The organism is Amycolatopsis sp. NPDC051045, from assembly GCF_040682955.1.
Lineage (GTDB): Bacteria > Actinomycetota > Actinomycetes > Mycobacteriales > Pseudonocardiaceae > Amycolatopsis.
The window spans coordinates 1-17,534 of record NZ_JBFBCC010000049.1 but is presented as its reverse complement, the minus strand read 5'-3'; the positions used below and the strand labels follow the sequence as shown (position 1 = coordinate 17,534).

13 protein-coding genes are annotated in these 17,534 nt (G+C 70.9%); 7 read left to right on the top strand and 6 right to left on the bottom strand.

The window, feature by feature from the left end; genetic code table 11:
• Window positions 1–283: 283 nt before the first annotated feature.
• Window positions 284–1,030, top strand: coding sequence for a methyltransferase domain-containing protein (locus AB0M80_RS43555; protein WP_364576425.1), 747 nt, complete (start codon window positions 284–286; stop codon window positions 1,028–1,030).
• A gap of 665 nt (window positions 1,031–1,695) precedes the next feature.
• On the top strand, window positions 1,696–2,772 hold the full coding sequence (locus tag AB0M80_RS43550; RefSeq protein ID WP_364576424.1) for a medium chain dehydrogenase/reductase family protein: 1,077 nt from the start codon (window positions 1,696–1,698) through the stop codon (window positions 2,770–2,772).
• 198 nt (window positions 2,773–2,970) lie between these two features.
• Here AB0M80_RS43550 and AB0M80_RS43545 read toward each other — a convergent pair whose 3' ends face one another.
• A complete protein-coding gene (locus tag AB0M80_RS43545) occupies window positions 2,971–4,923 on the bottom strand; it encodes a hypothetical protein (protein ID WP_364576423.1) in 1,953 nt (650 codons plus the stop codon).
• A 201-nt stretch (window positions 4,924–5,124) separates the two neighbouring features.
• On the bottom strand, window positions 5,125–5,634 hold the full coding sequence (locus AB0M80_RS43540) for a nuclear transport factor 2 family protein (protein ID WP_364576422.1): 510 nt from the start codon (window positions 5,632–5,634) through the stop codon (window positions 5,125–5,127).
• Between the two features lie 217 nt (window positions 5,635–5,851).
• On the opposite strand from AB0M80_RS43540, the gene AB0M80_RS43535 reads away from it, so the two are divergent.
• Together AB0M80_RS43535 and AB0M80_RS43530 are read left to right on the top strand one after the other, a co-directional pair.
• Window positions 5,852–6,526: a TetR/AcrR family transcriptional regulator gene (locus tag AB0M80_RS43535; RefSeq protein ID WP_364576421.1), complete on the top strand. Its 675-nt coding sequence runs from the start codon at window positions 5,852–5,854 to the stop codon at window positions 6,524–6,526.
• A 62-nt stretch (window positions 6,527–6,588) separates the two neighbouring features.
• The gene (locus AB0M80_RS43530) at window positions 6,589–7,278 is read left to right on the top strand and encodes a TetR/AcrR family transcriptional regulator (RefSeq protein ID WP_364576420.1); all 690 of its coding nucleotides are present in this window, start codon (window positions 6,589–6,591) and stop codon (window positions 7,276–7,278) included.
• Here AB0M80_RS43530 and AB0M80_RS43525 read toward each other — a convergent pair.
• Window positions 7,262–7,936, bottom strand: coding sequence for an alpha-L-rhamnosidase C-terminal domain-containing protein (locus AB0M80_RS43525; protein ID WP_364576426.1), 675 nt, complete (start codon window positions 7,934–7,936; stop codon window positions 7,262–7,264). The genes AB0M80_RS43530 and AB0M80_RS43525 overlap by 17 nt on opposite strands.
• 104 nt (window positions 7,937–8,040) lie before the next feature.
• Between AB0M80_RS43525 and AB0M80_RS43520 the strand changes: the two genes are divergently transcribed.
• Window positions 8,041–11,400, top strand: a complete 3,360-nt coding sequence (locus AB0M80_RS43520; protein ID WP_364576419.1) for a glycosyl hydrolase — start codon at window positions 8,041–8,043, stop codon at window positions 11,398–11,400.
• A 161-nt stretch (window positions 11,401–11,561) separates the two neighbouring features.
• Window positions 11,562–12,848, top strand: coding sequence for a hypothetical protein (locus tag AB0M80_RS43515; protein ID WP_364576418.1), 1,287 nt, complete (start codon window positions 11,562–11,564; stop codon window positions 12,846–12,848).
• A gap of 134 nt (window positions 12,849–12,982) precedes the next feature.
• On the opposite strand, the gene AB0M80_RS43510 is transcribed toward AB0M80_RS43515, so the two are convergent.
• A complete protein-coding gene (locus AB0M80_RS43510) occupies window positions 12,983–13,510 on the bottom strand; it encodes a hypothetical protein (RefSeq protein WP_364576417.1) in 528 nt (175 codons plus the stop codon).
• Window positions 13,511–13,565: 55 nt separating this feature from the next.
• Window positions 13,566–14,414 carry an SAM-dependent methyltransferase gene (locus tag AB0M80_RS43505; protein WP_364576416.1) on the bottom strand — a complete coding sequence of 283 codons (849 nt, stop codon included), beginning with the start codon at window positions 14,412–14,414 and terminating at the stop codon, window positions 13,566–13,568.
• Window positions 14,415–14,962: 548 nt separating this feature from the next.
• Between AB0M80_RS43505 and AB0M80_RS43500 the strand changes: the two genes are divergently transcribed.
• Window positions 14,963–16,948, top strand: coding sequence for a hypothetical protein (locus tag AB0M80_RS43500; protein WP_364576415.1), 1,986 nt, complete (start codon window positions 14,963–14,965; stop codon window positions 16,946–16,948).
• A gap of 142 nt (window positions 16,949–17,090) precedes the next feature.
• On the opposite strand, the gene AB0M80_RS43495 is transcribed toward AB0M80_RS43500, so the two are convergent.
• Window positions 17,091–17,534, bottom strand: a 444-nt coding sequence (locus AB0M80_RS43495; protein WP_364576414.1) for a transposase, incomplete at its 5' end; no start/stop codon positions are given.

Genomic DNA, 17,534 nt, shown 5'->3' with positions numbered 1-17,534 from the left:
AGACGGAACCCGCACTGACGAGCTATGTCAGTGGTGCGGCCGGTCTCCGCGTTGAGCTGTCGAGCGCCGCTTGCCGAGGCGCACGCTCCGCGGCAGGAGAGCACGTTCGGGTCGAGGCGATAACCGGTGGACCGGCACGGGCGACCCACCTAGCCTTCCGTCTAACCGTGTGGCCTTCCGTCCGAAGAGGTGCATTTCATGAATGTCCGGGTAGCCCGGCCGTCGACGGCCGACTCAGCGCTGATCACTGTGAACTACCCCTTGGACGTAAGGAATCCCCGAAGTGGATCTACCTCGTAGCTTCACCATCCGCGAGAGCAGCCACCGCATCCACAACCCGCTCACCAGCCGGAAACTGGCCGTCCTGGGTGAGGCGCTGAACCCGGCACCCGGCGCTCGGGTGCTCGACCTGGCCTGTGGCTCGGGCGAGCTGCTGTGCACCTGGGCCCGCGATCACCGCATCACCGGAACCGGCGTCGACATCAGCACCCTGTTCCTGGCCGCGGCCCGGGCACGAGCGATCGAACTGAAGGTCGCCGGACAGGTCTCTTTCACCCATGGTGACGCGTCGAACCACGTTGCCGACGAGCCGGTCGACATCGGGTCGTGCGTCGGTGCGACCTGGATCGGAGGTGGCGTTGCCGGCACCGTGGAGCTGCTTCGACGCAGCCTGCGCCCCGGCGGCGTGATGCTGATCGGCGAACCGTACTGGCGCAGGGAACCGCCGGACCAGGCCACCGTCGAAGGCTGTCACGCCACCAGCGAGGACGATTTCCTCTTCCTCCCGGAACTGCTGGAACAGTTCGGGGAGCTGGGTTGTGACGTCGTGGAGATGGTCCTGGCCGATCAGGACAGCTGGGACCGCTACGTCGCGGCTCAGTGGCTCAACACCCGCCGCTGGCTGGACGCACATCCCGACGACGAGCTGGCCGAGCAGATGCGCGCGGAACTCACCGCCGCTCCGGTACGCCACGCCCGATACCAACGCGAATACCTCGGCTGGGGAGTCTTCGCTCTGATGAACCGCTGACACCAGCGGCCGAGTGAGTCCCGGTGACCCGACACCGGGACTCACCCACATCGGCATTTCACGACATTGGCTCGCGTCTTTCTCCTGGTTGCCCGCCGTCGTCCAGCGGAGGCGTTCGGCCTCGCCGAGGCCGAACGCGCCCTGTCTGGCCAGGTCCTCACCCCAGCGAGTCGGCGATGACCGGTACACCCAGGCCGACGAGGCCAGCCTTCGACCTGATCGACTGCGTCGTCAAACAGGCCCACACCACCCCACCGACCGAACTGTTCACCACGACCGGCGTCCGGGTGACCGCGGACGTCATCCACGCCTGCCTCAGCGACCTGCTCAAGCAGCTCAACCTGCAAGGCGCCCTGGTCGAGCAGATCGGCGGGATCAAGCAGCAGAAACCCCTTTGTTGTTCGCGCGTCCCGTGGCGATGTCGGCCGCGTCTTCCATGCGCTCCTCATCGGTGCACCAGAACGAATTGGTACGGCCGTTCGCCGGGCCGCGTGGCCGGTGTCCACCCGGCGTGGCCCGGCCGCACCAGCTCCAATCGGGCCGGCTCCGGTTCGGGCGGCACGAACCCTCATCTCGCATGCAGGGTTGACTCAGCTGACGCCTCAGCGCATAGTTACGACCATTAACAGAGCGATGGATAATCACCGAGTGTCGAGGAGCCGACCATGAGCGAGACCTCCACCACCCCCGCCGGGGCCACCCTGACCGTCACCGAGGTGGTCGTGCCGGGCAAGGTCGAGCCGTCCGGCCTGCGCCTGGTCCGGCGTACGCTGTCCGCGCCCGCCGCCGGCCAGGCGTTGGTGCGCGTCGAATCGACCGCCGTGTCCGCGGCCGAAAGCGCGATGCGCCGGGGCCGCTACTACGGCCAGCCCGCCTTCCCGTTCGTGCCCGGCTACGACCTGGTCGGCATCGTCGAAGCCGTCGGCCCCGGCGTGGACGCCACCCTGGTCGGCCGCCGGGTCGCCGCGCTGACCAAGGTCGGCGGGTGGGCCACGGCCGTCCTGCTCACCGCCGCCGACCTCGTGCAGGTGCCCGACGGGATCGGCGCGGACGAGGCGGAAACCATGGTCGTCAACGGCTTGACCGCGTATCAGATACTGCACCGCAGCGCAAAGGTGCAGGCCGGGCAGACCGTGCTCGTGCTGGGCGCCAGCGGCGGCGTGGGCACGATCCTGTCCCAGCTCGCCCGGCACGCGGGTGCCCGCGTGCTCGGCACCGCCAGTCCTCGCCACCACGACGCCCTGCGGGCGATGGGCGTGGAGCCGATCGACTACCGGGTTCCCGATCTGGCCGCGCGGGTGCGGGAGCTGTCCCCGGGCGGCGTGGACGCGGTGTTCGACCACCTCGGTGGCGAGAGCGTCCCCGTCTCCTACGGTCTCCTCAATCGCACCGGCACGCTGGTCTGCTACAGCATCGCGAGCAAGGTCGACGAAACCGGCCCGATCCTGCCGGGATTCCTGCGGCTCCTCGGGAAACTCGCCCTGTGGGAATACCTGCCCACGCGCAGGCACGCGAGCTTCTACAACGTCTGGGCGGGCGCGGGCAAGCCCGGCACGGCCAAGCGCACGGCCTTCCAGGAGCGCACCCGCACCGACCTGACGTACTTGTTCGGGCTGCTGCGCGAGGGCGTCGTGAACGCGAAGATCGCCGCGCGCTTCCCGCTGACGGAGGTGGCCGCGGCGTTGGAGCTCAACGAGTCGTCCGCCAGGACCGCGCTCGGCAAGATCATCCTCGTTCCCTGAACCCGCACGGAAACCGCCATCGTGAAGATCACCGTCACCGGCGCCACCGGCCTCATCGGCAGCAAGCTCGTCGCCCGCCTTCGGCAGCGGGCGACGAGGTCACCACCCTGTCCCGGTCCGCAGGCAGCGACCCGCGGACGTGGCAGTGGGATCCGCTCGCCGGACCAGCGCCGGCCGACACCCTGAGCTGAAGCGGTCTCACCCCGGGGCGGAACGGAGAATCGGCTGGACGGCGAACGGCCGGTAGCCGGCCACGGCGAGCAGGTCGAAGTGCTCGAACCGGCCGGACCGCAGGTCCCAGCGCACCAGCCGGCTCGCGCCCCCGCGCTCGTGGGTGAACACCAGCGTCACCGGGGTCTCCCAGAACGGAGCCGACGGGATCGCCGTGCTCAGGTCGCAGCCTTCGGGCAACGGGCGTTCTTCCGGTTCACCGTCGTCGAGGAGCCACACGGACGGCGGCGCGTACTGGAACGCGTACAGCAGCTCACCGCCCGGAGCGAGCTCGTACTGCCGGTCGGCGGGCACCGGGCTCCGGGTGCCTGCCGGGCTGTGGTGGAAGACGCCGTCGCTGCTGCGTTCCAGCGCCGCACCCGACAGCGGATCGATCTGCCAGAGACCGGGCGCCAGTGGCTCGGGATCGGCACCCGGGCGCCAGCGGAAAGCACGGCTGCCGGCCTGGAAGCCGTCGGCGTAGTACAGCTCGCCGTCGACGACGGCCAGCGCACGACGGGTCAGCTCGTCGGTCCGGGGCAGGCTCGCGACCTCGCCGGTGGTGACGTCCAGCAGGTGCGGCCGGTCCCACGACCGGCGCCCCACGTGGTGCTCGACCCCGGCCAGGAACCGCCCGTCCGCGCTGCGCACCGGGTTCGTCCCGAGGTCGACGGGCAGCCGCTCGGTGGTGCCGTCCCACCGCACCAACGTCCCCGGACCGCCGGACGTGGCCACCGTGATCCCCGCCGTCGTCTCGTGGGCGCGGTAGCGGTACTGGTCAGGGACGTGGCCGAGCACGACCGGCTCGCCCGCCCGCCACACGATGACGTCACCGTTCCCGCTGACGACGCCGGCCCGGGGCGGCGCACCCGGGACCGTGGCCGGGTCCTCCGGCCGCGACGGCACCACCGCCGGCACGGGCAGCGACACCGGCTCCGGCTGCCGCCGTGGCAGCGCCGCGATGCCCTCGCCGACCCGCCGCACCAGCCGGTCCGACACGGCGTAGGCCACCAAGCCGGGAACCTCGTCCGGCGCGATGAGCAGGCGCTCGGCGAGGTCATCGGCCGACGCGGGGTCGCCCCAGGCGGCGACGCTGGTGAGATCCGCCGCGACCCAGGTGTACCGGGCGCCGGCGGCCGCCCGCTCCACCTGCGCCGCGAGGTCTTCCGGCAGGGAGAGCCGGTCCGCCGCGAGCGGCGGGTGGTCGGCGAGCCGGTGCGCGTCGCCTTCCGCGACGAGCACACCGGCGGCGACCAGCAGCGCGACCGCGTCCCGCTGGGTCACCGGCCGCTCGACGCCCAGCTGCGCGCAGATCGCCGCGTCCGGCGGATCACCCTGCAGAGGCTCGTCGAGCCACGACTCCGGCCGGGGCGGGCCGTATCCGGCAGCGGTCCACGCGGCCGACATCACGCCGTAGCCGAGCACCTGCCGCCACCCCGGCTCGGGCGCGAAGAGCGCCGGCCGCGTCCGCCGCACCCAGCGGGGCAGACCAGGTTCGTCGGAGGGCCAGAACTGCACCAGCCAGACGTCGCCCTCCTCCCCCGCCGCGGCCGCGCGGCGGGCGATCCGCACCCGGAAAAGCCCACGCCGGCCCAGCTCCAGCGTCCCGTCGTCCTCGCCGCCGGTGAGGAATCCCAGGGCGACCCGGCCGCTGCGGCTGTGGAACGGCGACTCGACGACGTCCTCCCAGTCGTCGAGCACGACCGGCGGCGGCGCGTCGTGGGCTTCGAGCCGCACCGACTGGAACGGGTCGCCGGCGTGGCCGTGGACCCAGCCGTCCCCGGCCGTCGCGACCGTCCCGGACAGGGCCTCGGTCGCCAGCTCGCCGAGCAGCTCGTTCCCCAGCGGATCCAAGCCATCCGCCGCGTAGCGGTCGCGGACCACCAAAGTCCCGTACTCCGGCAGGTACTCGTCCTCTTCCAAGATCCCCAGCATCGTCACGCCGCGACCGTAGCGAAACCCACCGACAGTTTTCGACGACCCGTGGGTCCCGGCCTAACCCGCCTCGGGTGGCCGGTGCCTCGGTCGGGGCCAGCCGCGACGCTCGCACGGCCGGGTGGGGTTCCGGCGAGAACGCCGGTGACCAGCGCAGCGTCCTCGATCTTGCGGCGCAGGTTCTTCAGGTGCGCGTCGGTCACCGCGTCAGGCGGTCGGCGGGGTCCAGGTGGCGGGCAGGCCGGACTGGGCCAGCAGGGTGGCCAGGCTGTAGTAGTCCCGGTCGCTGACGATCAGGCCCTGCCGCAGTTCGAGGATCGTCGTGGCGGGCACCGCGAACGGTGCCGGCGCGCCGTGGATCTGTCCCGAGTAGACCGTCTCGACGGCGATGTGGTCGCCGCCGCGGAACGACTCCTTGACCGTGACGTGCACGTTCGCGATCAACAGGTCGGTGCGCTGCTTCCAGGAAGCGACCCCGTCCCGGCCCGTCGAGACCACGTTGACGCCGAAGTCGGTGTAGGTGGCGTCGGTGGTGAACAGCTTCGCCAGCGCCTGCGGGTCGGTACCGCTCCACGCCGACGCCCAGGCCGCCACGATGCCGGGACCCCCGTGCCCGGGTTGCCGGTGGTCGGCGAACGCGCTGCCGCTCAGGGCGGTGACACCGAGAACAGCGGCGGCGAGAACGGCCAGGACGCGCTTCACTGCGGAGATCTTCATGGTGGTTTCCTCACTGTGGTGGAAGGGATCGGACGGATTGCAGGCCGCCGGGCTCGACCTTGCCCGGCAGGACCACCTCGGTGACGGTGGTGGCGTTGTTCTCGGTCACGACGGACTCCTCGCCCCTCAGCGACTGTCTGTCGCTCTGTTAATGATCGTAACTATGCATTGGCATGTCATACTGAGTCAACCCATAACGCGAAATGAGGCTCTCGTGATGCCCGAGCAGCAGCTGACCCGACGTGACCGGTACCGGCGCCGGACGGTGGCCGAGATCAAGGAGGCGGCCATGGCCCAGGTGCGCTCGGGCGGACCGGAGGCGCTGTCGCTGGCCGCGATCGCGCGCACCATGGCGATGTCGGCCCCCGCGCTGTACCGCTACTTCGCCGGCCGGGACGAACTGCTCGCCGAACTGGCCGTCGACACGCACCTGGCACTGGCCCGCACCCTCGAGGCCGCCGCGGCGGGCGCCACCACTCCCGCGTCGCGGCTGCGGGCGGTCGCCGGCGCCTACCGGGAGTGGGCACTGGCCCAGCCCCACGCCTATCGCCTGGCCTGCGAGTCTCCCCACGGCTGCGTCGCCTCGGCCGCGCAGCGGAGCATGAACGTGCTCCTCGACGTCGTGGCCGAAGCCGGCGCTCCCCCCGATGCGGCGATCCCGGCCCCGCTGCGCGCGCAGCTGCACCGCTGGAACGACGGCGCGGGCCGGCGCGGCCACCCGGCCGGCGTGCGGCACTTCGGACTGGTGTGGTGGAGCAGGCTGCACGGACTGATCAGCCTGGAACTGGGGCAGCACACGGTGGGCACCGGGATCGATCCCGGCCTGCTCTACCGCAGCGAGGTCGAAACCATGGTGGACAGCCTGCGGCACGGCGTGACGGCCGGGCCATGACGTTAGGGCACATAGCGTGGCGATGGACCAGCAACAGTGCGACGGTCCGTTAGGATGCGGCGATGACCGGAGAACCGCCGAAGCCGAGCCGACGTGAACGGCTGCGGGCCCAGACGCTGCAGGAGATCGAGGACAACTCGTTCGCGATCATCGACGCCGACGGCGTCCACGCGCTGTCGATCGCGGCACTGGCCCGGAGCATGGCGATGTCCGCGCCGGCGGTCTACCGCTACTTCCCGTCACGGGACGCACTGGTAGCCCATCTGATCACCCTGTCCTACCGGCAGCTGACCGACGCCATGGCGCAGGCGGTGCAGGGCAGCAGGCGAGCACCGCGCGCGCGGATCGGGCTGCTGGTCACGGCCTACCGCGACTGGGCACTGCGGCACCGGCGGCGCTACGGGATGCTCTTCGGCGAACGCGGCGGGGACCTGCCCGCCGACGCAGCCGGGCCGACCCCGCTCGACCAGGCGATGGCGCTGCTGATCGACGTGCTGACCGCCGTCGGAGACGGCTCGCCGGCGGACGGCACCAGTGGCGACCGCACACTTGACGGGCAGCTGGGCAAGTGGGCGCGGTCGCAGGAGCGGCCGGCCACGAGCGCGCGGGTGGCCCGCGTCGCCATCGTGGTCTGGACGCGGGTGCACGGGATCGTCAGCCTCGAACTCACCGGCATGTTCGACGACCGGAGCATCGACGCCCAGCGGCTGATCGACCTGGAGATCGACGACGCCGTCAGAGCACTCGCGTAGGACGGACCACCCTCACCGCGCGGAGCGGAACACGTGGTCGCCGGAGCCGACGCGGAAGACCGCGTAGCCGTTGCGCAGACCCCCGAACCTGGCCTCCGGCGGCGCCTGCACGGCGCGGCCGTCCCGGGCGGGAACGAAGAACCTCGGCCGTCGCTCCCGCAGGCACCCCGGTGCGCAGGGTGAAGCGCCCGTGTTCGCGGGTCCAGGCCGAACTCACCCGGCCCAGCGGCGAGTCGACGTGCGCGGACGCGTTCGTCAGGTCGCTGTCGTCGGCGGTGAGGTCGAGCCGGGCCGCGGTGAGCTGTTCGCCGGCCGGCAGTTCGAAGGCGCGCCGGAAGTACCGCGTCCCGGCCGGCGCCGAGTCGGCCGGATTGCCTTCCGGGTGCCAGATCCAGCTCGCCCCGTCGAACGGCGGCGGCGTCGAAGCCGCCGGCGCGCCGATCCAATCACCCCGGAACTGTCCTGGCGCCAGGAACGCTGTCTCGAACCACGCCGGCTCACTCCACCGTGAAGCGCGCTGAGCGGCGTCCCCAGACCTCGACCCGCCAGAAGTAGCGGGTGCGCGCTCGCAGAGCGGGCCCGGCGACTTGCCGATGACAAGAGGCCGGACCGGTCCTCCGGCAATGCGGAATGACAACCGACGCCGAGTGGACAACATTGCCGCCATTGCTTGACGAAGGCGTCCCAAGACACGTACGGTAATTCGTTGAATCGTTTCAATCGCTGGTCGATTCCTTTCTAAATCGAGCAAGGAGAAACGCGATGAGCGAGCGTGAAACAACAGCCGAAGGCGATTCGACGTTGTCCCGGCGGCACGTGCTCGCGCTCGCGTCGGCCGCGGTGATCATCGGAACGGCCGGGGGGTGGCCGGTGGCCGCCGCCGCGCCCGGCCCCGGGGATCCGGCGAAGCGGTTCGCCGAGCCGCGCCCGGATTCGCGGCCCACCGTGCTGTGGTTCTGGAACGGCACCGTCACCACCGACCTCGTGACCGCCGGGCTGGCGGACCTGCGCGGCAAAGGGATCCACGAGGTGCTGGTGTTCCCGTTCGACACCGCGGCGCTGAAGCCGGCGTTCTTCACCGAGGACTGGTTCGCGCTCATCGAGTTCACCCTGCGCGAAGCCCAGCGCCACGGCATGCACCTGTGGCTGTTCAACGACGACTACTTCCCGAGCGGCCGCGCCGGCGGCCTCGTCGTCGACGGCGGGGAGGTCGGCGACCGGACCTACGAGCCGCGCCCGGACCTGCGGCTCAAGGGCGTCGGACACCAGGTCCTGACCCTCACCGGCGGCGTTCCGGTACCGCTGGTGAGCCGGGGGCTGTCGGTGTCCGGCGGCCGGTTGCTGGTCGACGCCGCGGCCCGCGACGGCGTGACCCTGCTGCGCGAGGGCGCGCAATGGCAGGACTACGACGTCGTGGCGGTGGTCCGCGTCGAAAGCGCCACGGCCGGGCTGATGGTCCGCAGCGCCGACGAGGGCAACGGCGTCCTCGCCGACCTGCGCTCCGACGGTGCCGTGGACGTCTGGCAGCAGACCGGCGGCGCGTTCAGCCTGGTCCGGAGCGGTTCGCCGGTGCCGGGATTCGACCCGGCCGCGGAGCACCAGCTGGTGGTGCGCGTCCGGGGGACGACGTTGACCGTGTCGCTCGACGGCACTGCCCAGGCTCCGGCCGACCTGCGGTACTCCACCGGCCGGGTCGGCGTGCGCGCGGTCGCGACCCAGCGGTCGTCCTGGGACAGCCTGACCGTGCGTGATCCGGACGGCCGCGTGCTGTACGCCGAAACGTTCGACAGCGCGGCCGCGCTCGACGCCTTCGCCCTGCCCGCGACCGGCGTGCCACTGGTCGCCGCGGCCGCCCGGCCGGAGTCGTCGACCGAACCCGCTTCGCTGGTGGACCTGACCGAGCAGGCCCGCGCGGGCGGCACGTGGACACCGCCCGCCGGGCGCTGGCGGCTGGACCTGTTCACCGTCCGGCCGCTGAGCACCCCCACCGGCACCGGCCGCGCCTACCTCGACCTGCTCGACGACGAGGCGGTGCGGCTGTTCATGGACGCCGTGCCGGGTGAGTACGTGCGCAGGTTCCCCTGGGCGGCCGGGGCGGTCCTGCGCGGCTTCGCCGACGACGAACCTTACCTCGCCTCGGCCGACGGTCCCTTCAACACCGTGCCCTGGTCCCCCACGCTGGACGCCGAACTGCGCCGGCTCGGGACGGCACCCGGAATCGCGCTGACCGCGGTGCACGACAACGAGCTCGGCCCGGCGGGCCTCCGGCTGCGCGGAGTCTTCTGGCGCGCCGTCAGCAACCGATTCGCGGCGGCGTACTACAAGAGCCAGGGCCAGTGGATGGCCGAGCACGGCCTGAAGCTGATTTCGAACCCGCTGTGGGACGAGTACGGCCCAGGCGAACAGCTGCGCAGCTCCGGCAACCTGAACACCACCAACCAGTGGGCGCAGGTCCCGGGCACCGACCTGATCTTCGACCACTACCAGCGCGGCTACCACCGAACACTGTCGCGGTGGCCGGCCAGCACCGCGCACCAGCTCGGACTGGAGCGGGTGTACCTGGAGGCGATGGGCGGCACCGGCTGGGCGGTCACGCCGGCGCTGGTCCGCGAGGTCGTCGGGGCCTTCGCCGTGCGCGGGGTGAACCACACGTTGCTGCACGCGAGGTTCAGCGACGAGAGCCAGATCGTCTACCCTCCCCCGTTCCAGCCGGCCAACCCGTGGTGGCCGGTGTCCGCGCCGTTGAACGACTGGATCGGCCGGCTGATGGAGGCCTGCCGCGCACCCGGCCGGGCCCGGACCGCACTGCTCCAGCCGCAACGCGCCGCCGAGTCCACACAGGACACTCCCGCGATGGCCGGCCTCGACACGGCGTTCCTGACCACGGCGCACGCGTTGGAGGACGTCCAGGTCGACTTCGACTTCCTCGACGAAGGCGCGCTCGACGCAGACCCCGCCCTGGTGGCGCACGCCCGGCCGAGCGGGCCACGGCTGGTGGTGGGACAGCAGGCCTACCGGATCGTCGTGGTGCCGCAGGCGCCCGTCCTCGCGATCGGCTCGGTCCGGACCCTGATCCGCTTCGTCCGCGGCGGCGGCACGGTGATCGTCGTCGGCGAGCTGCCGTCCCGCGAAGCCGGTGGGAACGACACGGGCTTGCGCGCCGCACTGAACGAGCTGTTCACCGCACGCTCGGCACTCCGGGTGGCCGACCCGGCGGCGGCGGCTGCGGCGACGGCCACCGCCGGTGGCGCGGCGGCGGTGCTGGAGCCACGCCACGACGACGTCCGGGTGCTGCGCCTGGAAGGCGACAGCGGCGCGACGTTCGTGGTGCTCAATGAGCGCGCCGAGGCCGTGGACCTGACCGCGACGTTCCCGGCGACCGGCGTGCCCGAGGTGTGGGACCCCGACACGGGCGGCGCGGCACCGGCGGGTGTGTGGCGGCGGGCGCCGTTCGGGGGCGAGCCCCGCGGGGGCACGGCGGTGGTGCTGCGGCTGGAGCCGAAGGCGACGCTGCTGGTCGTGTTCCGCGCCGGGCCGGAACCCGCGCACGCGGTGTCCGCGTCGGCGCCGGTGGACCGCGTGCGGCTCGACGGCCGGGCCGCGATCGCCACGGTGCGGGTGACCGGGCCGGGACCGGTCACGGTCACCGCGACCGGCGGCGGCCGTGCTTTCTCCGGCACCGCAACCGTTTCCGACCCGCTCGCGGCCGTTCCGCTCGACGGCGACTGGGCGTTCCACTTCGACCGGGCCGGCGCGCCGGTGAGCACGCGCCCGCTCGGCTCCTGGACCGAACTGGACGCGGCGTACTCCGGATCGGCCTGGTACGAAAGAGAATTGGACGTGACCGCGGCCACCTTGGCCGGCCGTCGGTGGACTCTCGAGCTCGGCGAGGTCCACGAGGTGGCCGAACTCGAGGTCAACGGCAAACCGTTCGGGTCACGGCTGTGGCCGCCGTACCGGTTCGACGTGACGGCCGTCCTGCGGCCCGGCCGCAACCGGATCCGCGTGCGGGTCACCAACACCGGCGCCAACACGCGCGGCCAGGCGCTCGCGTCCGGCCTGCTCGGCCCGGTGACCCTGCGCCCCCACCGGCTCGTCGACGTGGCCCTGACCGCACGTTAGGCACCCGTCCGGCTCCACGCCGACGGCGGGCCGGGGCAAGCGAATCCGGACGTCGCCACGTCACCTCCGCGATCCTCGTGAAGGTGTTCTGCGCGGCCGTGATCCGCACCTGAGTCGTCGTCACCGGTGCGGGGAAAGGGATCCAGCGGTACACCGCCGTGTTGCCGGTCAACGTCGTCGCGGCGGGGGCCGTGACGGTGAGCGTGTCCGGGAACTGCCCGGCGGTGTCGTCGTTCCAGAACGTCGCCAGGGCGTGGTCGATGACGTTCTCCGCGACGTACGTGCGCGTGGCGTCACCGACGATGTTGGGCGCGTGCTCGCTCGACGCCGAAGCCGTCGTGCCGCTCGCCCAGCTGCCGAAGACCGGCACGGTCACCGTCGCCTTCGCCTCCCCCCTCTTCGAGCCCGCGCTGCCCCGCCAGCCTCAGGCGACTCTGCTCGGCAGTGCGCACGCGGCGAGCAGCGCCGCGATCGTCCACGCCGCCGGGCCCCACCACGTGGACAGAGCACCGGCGGTGACGCACCGATCGCGGTGCGCCGCTTCCTGCGTTCGGCGGACGAACTGGCCGATCCGGTCCACAATGGACGACCTGGTGGCCGCGCGGCCGGGTATGCGGCCGAACGTCGACCTCGCGCACGCGCTGGAGGAGTACCGCGGGCGACCGAACCGATTCCGTCCACAGGGGTTTCTACACAGGGAGCTGACAGCCAGTCGCCCTGACTGTCCCAACGGGTGGGCGAAGGGAACCGAGCCGCCTGAACGGCGCAGCGCTGTGCCTCAGAGCGTGCGCCTCGGTGAGCCAACGCCACTTGACGCTGCAGGGGCCGGGCAGCTGCCGCAGCTCATGGCTGCGGCGCCCGCCGCCGACGGGGCGAACGCGGGAAATCTGGGCCTTTCGGGTGACATTGCCCGGTGTTGGCCGTCGGAGCGCGGGCTTCGGTTACGGTCGTGCCGACGTGATCGGCGGCAGGTGGCCGCCGGGACGTGGTTTGTCTTCTTGGGGAGGAAATTCATGTCGCTGCGCCACAGATCCGGCATTGTGCTGATGTCCGTTATGGCCGCGCTCGGGTTGGTCGCGGGTGCGGGTACGGCGAGCGCGTCGAGTGGCTCGGGCTTCACCGCTTGCTACGCGCCGCAGTGCGATACGAAGGACTACACCACCGGTGACATCGTCTGGTACAACCGCACCGCGACCGTTACGGGCAAGGTGTACACCTCGGACGCCCCGGACTACACGCAGGCGGTTTTTGAGGCCTACGCAGGCAGCACGAAGGTGGGCGTGCCGCAGACGCGGACGGTGAGCCGGTACGCGGTCTACAAGGAGTTCTCGTTCGTGGCCGGCGATCCCGACCTGGTCGGCGGCATTGACCGGATCAAGGTCACGCTGTGCGTGTACGTCCCCGCCGGCAAGCGGTGCGGCACTCCTTACCAGGCGTGGCGCCCCTAGCGGTCGAGCGACGGGAAACGCCGGTCAGCAGACGAGCCGGTGACCGACGTTCGCACAGCTCGGCTCAGGAACCCAGTGCCACGTCGAGCAGAACATCCTGGAGTTGTGGGTTCCGGCCGAGGAACTCGACGAGTTCAATGCGCACATGGTCGGTCCGATCGAGGTCGTGCACGAGTTTCGGTGACCGAATTCCGGGGTTGGGAGGTGAGGAGCCGCTGAATCCGTTCGTACTCCGCGGACATCTCCGGGGTGGCGAGCACGTCGTCGAGATCGGCGTTCACCTGGAAGTCGACGTCCTCGATCGAGCGGATGGCCAGTTCGTAAAGCTCGCCTCGCTGCCGGCCCCGGAGGTAGCTGCTCCAGTGCATGAGCGCGGTCATCGCGGCGACGATTCCGCGATCCAGGTCGTCGTCCACGAGGATCCCCGCGTCGATCCGGGCGATCAAGGTCTCCAGCTCTCCGGCATCGATGGTCAAGATCGACTCCCGGGCGCGGGTCAGCGCGTCCCAGGCGTCTTCGGTGAGCTCGTCCTGCCCCGCGTCCTCCACGACCTCGTCCCGGAGCAGTCGGGTGATCGTCGCGGCGCCGAACGCCTCGGCGCTCTCATCGCCCGCGGCGATGACGAGCTGCAAGACGGCCGCCTCCAGTTCCGGATACTTCACGCCCTGGACCCTATCGGTCCGCGTTGAGCACGGAGGCCGGCCGCCGTGTTCCGGGTCAGGGTTTGCGCCCGACTCCGGCCAGCATCACGGACTCGCCGGGGTCCGCGAAGTCGATCACGGGCGTGTCGGGACCACTGTCTTCGGGGTGCCAGGAAGCCGTCCACGTGACGCCGGGCTCCAGCAGTGCGAAGTCGCCGAACAGCGCACCGAACTCGGCCTTCGACCGCAACACGTGTTTGCTGACGTCGTCGTCGTACATCTGGATGATCGCGTGCAGCTGAGCGGCGATCTCCTCGGGCAGCCCCTCGTGCGTGATCTGGGACAGCACCAGGTACGAACCGGCCGGCAGCAGGTTCCGGTAGTGCGCGATGGCTTCCGGCCCCACATCCCGGCCGTCGGGGCCGGTTTGCTGGACGTGCAGCACCGCGGTGACCAGCAGGGCCAGCGGCTCGTCGAGGTCGACCACACCGGTCCGGGCAACAGCGTCCCAGACCCCGTCGGGATCACGCAGATCGCCGTGGATCACCGCGTGGCGGGCGGGATCGCCGTGCTGCTCCAGCAAGATCCGGGAGTGCGCGACCGCAACGGGTTCGTAGTCGATGTAGACGACCCGGGAGTCCGGTGCGACCTCGTCGGCGACCTGGTGCACGTTGCCCATCGTGGGAACACCGGAACCGATGTCGACGAACTGTCGCACGCCCCGGGCCACCAGGTGCCGCACAGCGCGATGCAGAAAGGCCCGGTTGGCCCGGGCGCAATACATCCCGGCCGGAAACGTCGCCAGGACCTTCTTGCCGAACTCACGATCGATCGCCCAGTTGGCCGTGCCGCCGAGATACCAGTCGTAGACCCGAGCCACGCTGGGATGCTCCAGGTCCACACCCGGCAAGGGCTCTTCCGCCATGCCGCCTCCCCACCGTATCGACCCATCGTATCGCCGGCGGAGATCGCACCGGATGGCGCTTCGCCGCGGGATGCGATTACCGCTCAACGTCTCGCCCGCGGCCTGGCGCAGCGATCGTGGGTGCGCCGCGCGCCGGCTCCCGCCGGACCTGGTGACCACCGGAGACTCCGAGCATCCGGTCTGCACGACAGCGGATGAGGCCCGACGGCAGCACGGTCTTGGACCGGGTGCCGTGGGCGCCCGACGTCCGCTCGTGCGAATAGCGGACGTCATCTGGCTCTCGACGGTCCGCCGGTAAGCGAGTTCGTGGCGGGTGATGAGGGTGTCGGGTGATCAGCCCCAGGACCCGCGGCCGGGACGGGCGGGAACCCGATGTGCCGAGACTGCGTGAACTCGTTTCCGCCCGCGAGCGAAGACGAGATACATGGTCCACTCATCGAGCGAGAGGCAGTTGATTGATGAATCGGGCAAGCACGCATCTCCGGCGAACGGCTTTACTGAGTACGGCGCTGGTATCGGGGCTGCTGGCGGTATCGGGCGTACAGGCGGTGGCGGCACCGGTCTACCAGCTGACGCTGCGCATGATCGACCGCAACGGCGCCGTGGCGACCGCGAACTCTCGCGCGACGATCGACGTGATCAGCCTCAGCGGTGGCGGCCGTACACACGACGTACCCGCGGGGAGCACCCTGCGGCTGCCCGCTGACCGTTACGCGCTGCTGGGCAGCCTGATCACACCGCGCCCTGGGCTGGACCCCTCGATGGCCGCGATGGCCCACCCGGAGCTCAACCTGACGCGCAACACCACCGTCACCCTGGACACCCGCCAGGCCGCGAAGGTCACCGCGAACGTCGACCAGCCAGAGGTGACCGGGGGCAGTTCGCTGGTCGAGATGGGAGTGCGCCTGGGTGCCGACCAGACGCAGTCCATGTTGTTCCCGTTCGACCAGCGCTTCCACGAGATGTTCGCCGGCACCTTGCCGGGCACCTCGTCGGCCGCCTTCTACTTCGGCGCCAGCCACCGCCTGGAACAACCGCGGCTGGAACTGTTCGGCGAACAGCCGAATCGCTTCCCGGTCCCCACCACGGCGGTCGGCGCACCCCTGCCGGTGGGGTCACGGACGCCCGCCCTGGCGTTCGGCGGCGCGGGTCGCCAGGAAGACTTGGCCGGAGTCGAGGTGCGCGACCGGCTGGTGGTACTCGAACTGCCCTGGGACACCACCCCGGAGACTCTGGCCGAACGGGTCGCCACGGTGCGCGAACACGGTGGCGCGATGGTGGCCGCATGGCTGCCCCCTGCCGACGCGGTGCGCCAGGGCACGGAGCTTGCGGGGCGGCCGGGCAGCCGAATCGCGGCCGCGGCGAAACCGTCCAGCGAACTGACCGGCTCCACGGCCGCCGAGGCATTGGTACTGCCGACCGTTCAGATCGCCGGCGCGAACGCCGAGCGGTTCGCCGCGTTGGCCCGGACCGGTGACGGCACCGCGGCCGTGATCGCCCGCCCGGAAATGCGGGACGCCTATGAACTGTCCTTTCCGGCCACCGAGCGGGTCCCGGCACAACTCGAGCACTCGGTGCGCAAGTCCGAGCTCGCGGCCGTGACCATGGCTTTCCACGGCTACTCGGCGGAGTCCCCGTCCCAGATGCACGCGATCCACCGGGTGGCAGGGGTAAGCCTGGGAACGTCCCGGCTGGGCTATGGAACACCGGGGCTCGTGCGAGCGGAACGCCAGGAGTACTACACGCCGGGCACCTGGGCCTTCCTCAATACGCTGGTGAGCCAAACTCCGAGCGTCGGCGGTGACCTGCGCGGCGAGGAGCTCTTCGCGGCGGGCAAAAGCTACCGGCTGGCCTGGAACGGTGCGGTCACCGGCCCCGGCTTCCGCGGCAAGCGCGCCTATCCGGCCGACAGTCCCTGGGCCGCACGCACCGGGCAGGAGATCGACATCAGCATCCCGTTGTTCTCTGACGGTGCCGGGCACACCGGAACCGCGGACTTGGACGCGCCGGGTGACCGCGGCAGCACCACGCTCTACCGCGAAGGCCGGCTTTTCGGTAGCCAGGCGACTCCCGGGCGCGCGGTGTTCGTGACGCCTACCGAGGAGGCCGGTTACCGGCTGACCACTGAGGCGGAGCGCGACGAACCCTGGGCGCCGTTGTCCACCAAGGTCTCCGCCGAATGGACCTTTCGCAGCGGGTACGCCCAGGGACCGAGCCGAGCGCTGCCGCTGCTGGAGGTGCGTTACACCCCGGCGGTGGATCTGGCCAACAGCGCGCCGGGCGGCGGCACCTTCACCGTCCCGGTCACCGTGTCCCGGCAGGACGGTCCCGCCGCGATCACCGGCCTCCAGGTCGAAGCGTCCTACGACGGTGGCGTCAACTGGCAGCCCGCGACGGTAAGCGGGCAGGACGGCCGGTACAACGCCAAGCTCCGCCACCCGGCGACCGGATCTGTCTCCCTGCGTGCGAAGGCCGCCGATGCCGACGGGAACACCACGACCCAGAGCATCATTCACGCTTACCGGCTCCGCTGACACCGGTTGTTCCCGCTCTTGCGCAGAATTCAAGAGGTCGGGAACAACCGCAAGTCAGCCGAAGATGGCGTGTTCGAGCGCTCATCCGACACCCCCTCTGCCCCTCAAATAACGGCGTCCAACGCACTCTCATGGCTCCCCTTTATGTCAAAGGGTGGCCCTGGCGGGGGTAGGCTGGGCGGTGGCAGGTTCGGGTTGTGGCTTGTCCGAAGGGCCGGTGTCCGGGGTCAGGCCGGTCACGCTGGATTGCAAAGTCGTCCCCCGAGTGCCCTCCCGAGCCTGCCGCCTCACGTCGTTTCTGATCGGCGAGCATGCGGGCGTAGACAACGTTCGAGAGCCGTCGTTTGAGGGCGCGCATCGCTTCCATCGAGGTCTTGCCCACGGCTTTCTTCCCATCGAAATAGACGCGACCGGCGGTAGGATTACGGAGCTGAACCACTCCCATGATGTGCAGCGTCCGGTTGATCCTGCGGTTACCGGCGCGAGACAAACGGTGCCGTTGCTGTTCTCCGGAGGAGGCGTCCAGCGGCGCGGTGCCGTTCCACGACGCGAACCGATCCCGGGTAGTGAACCGGTGGATGTCGCC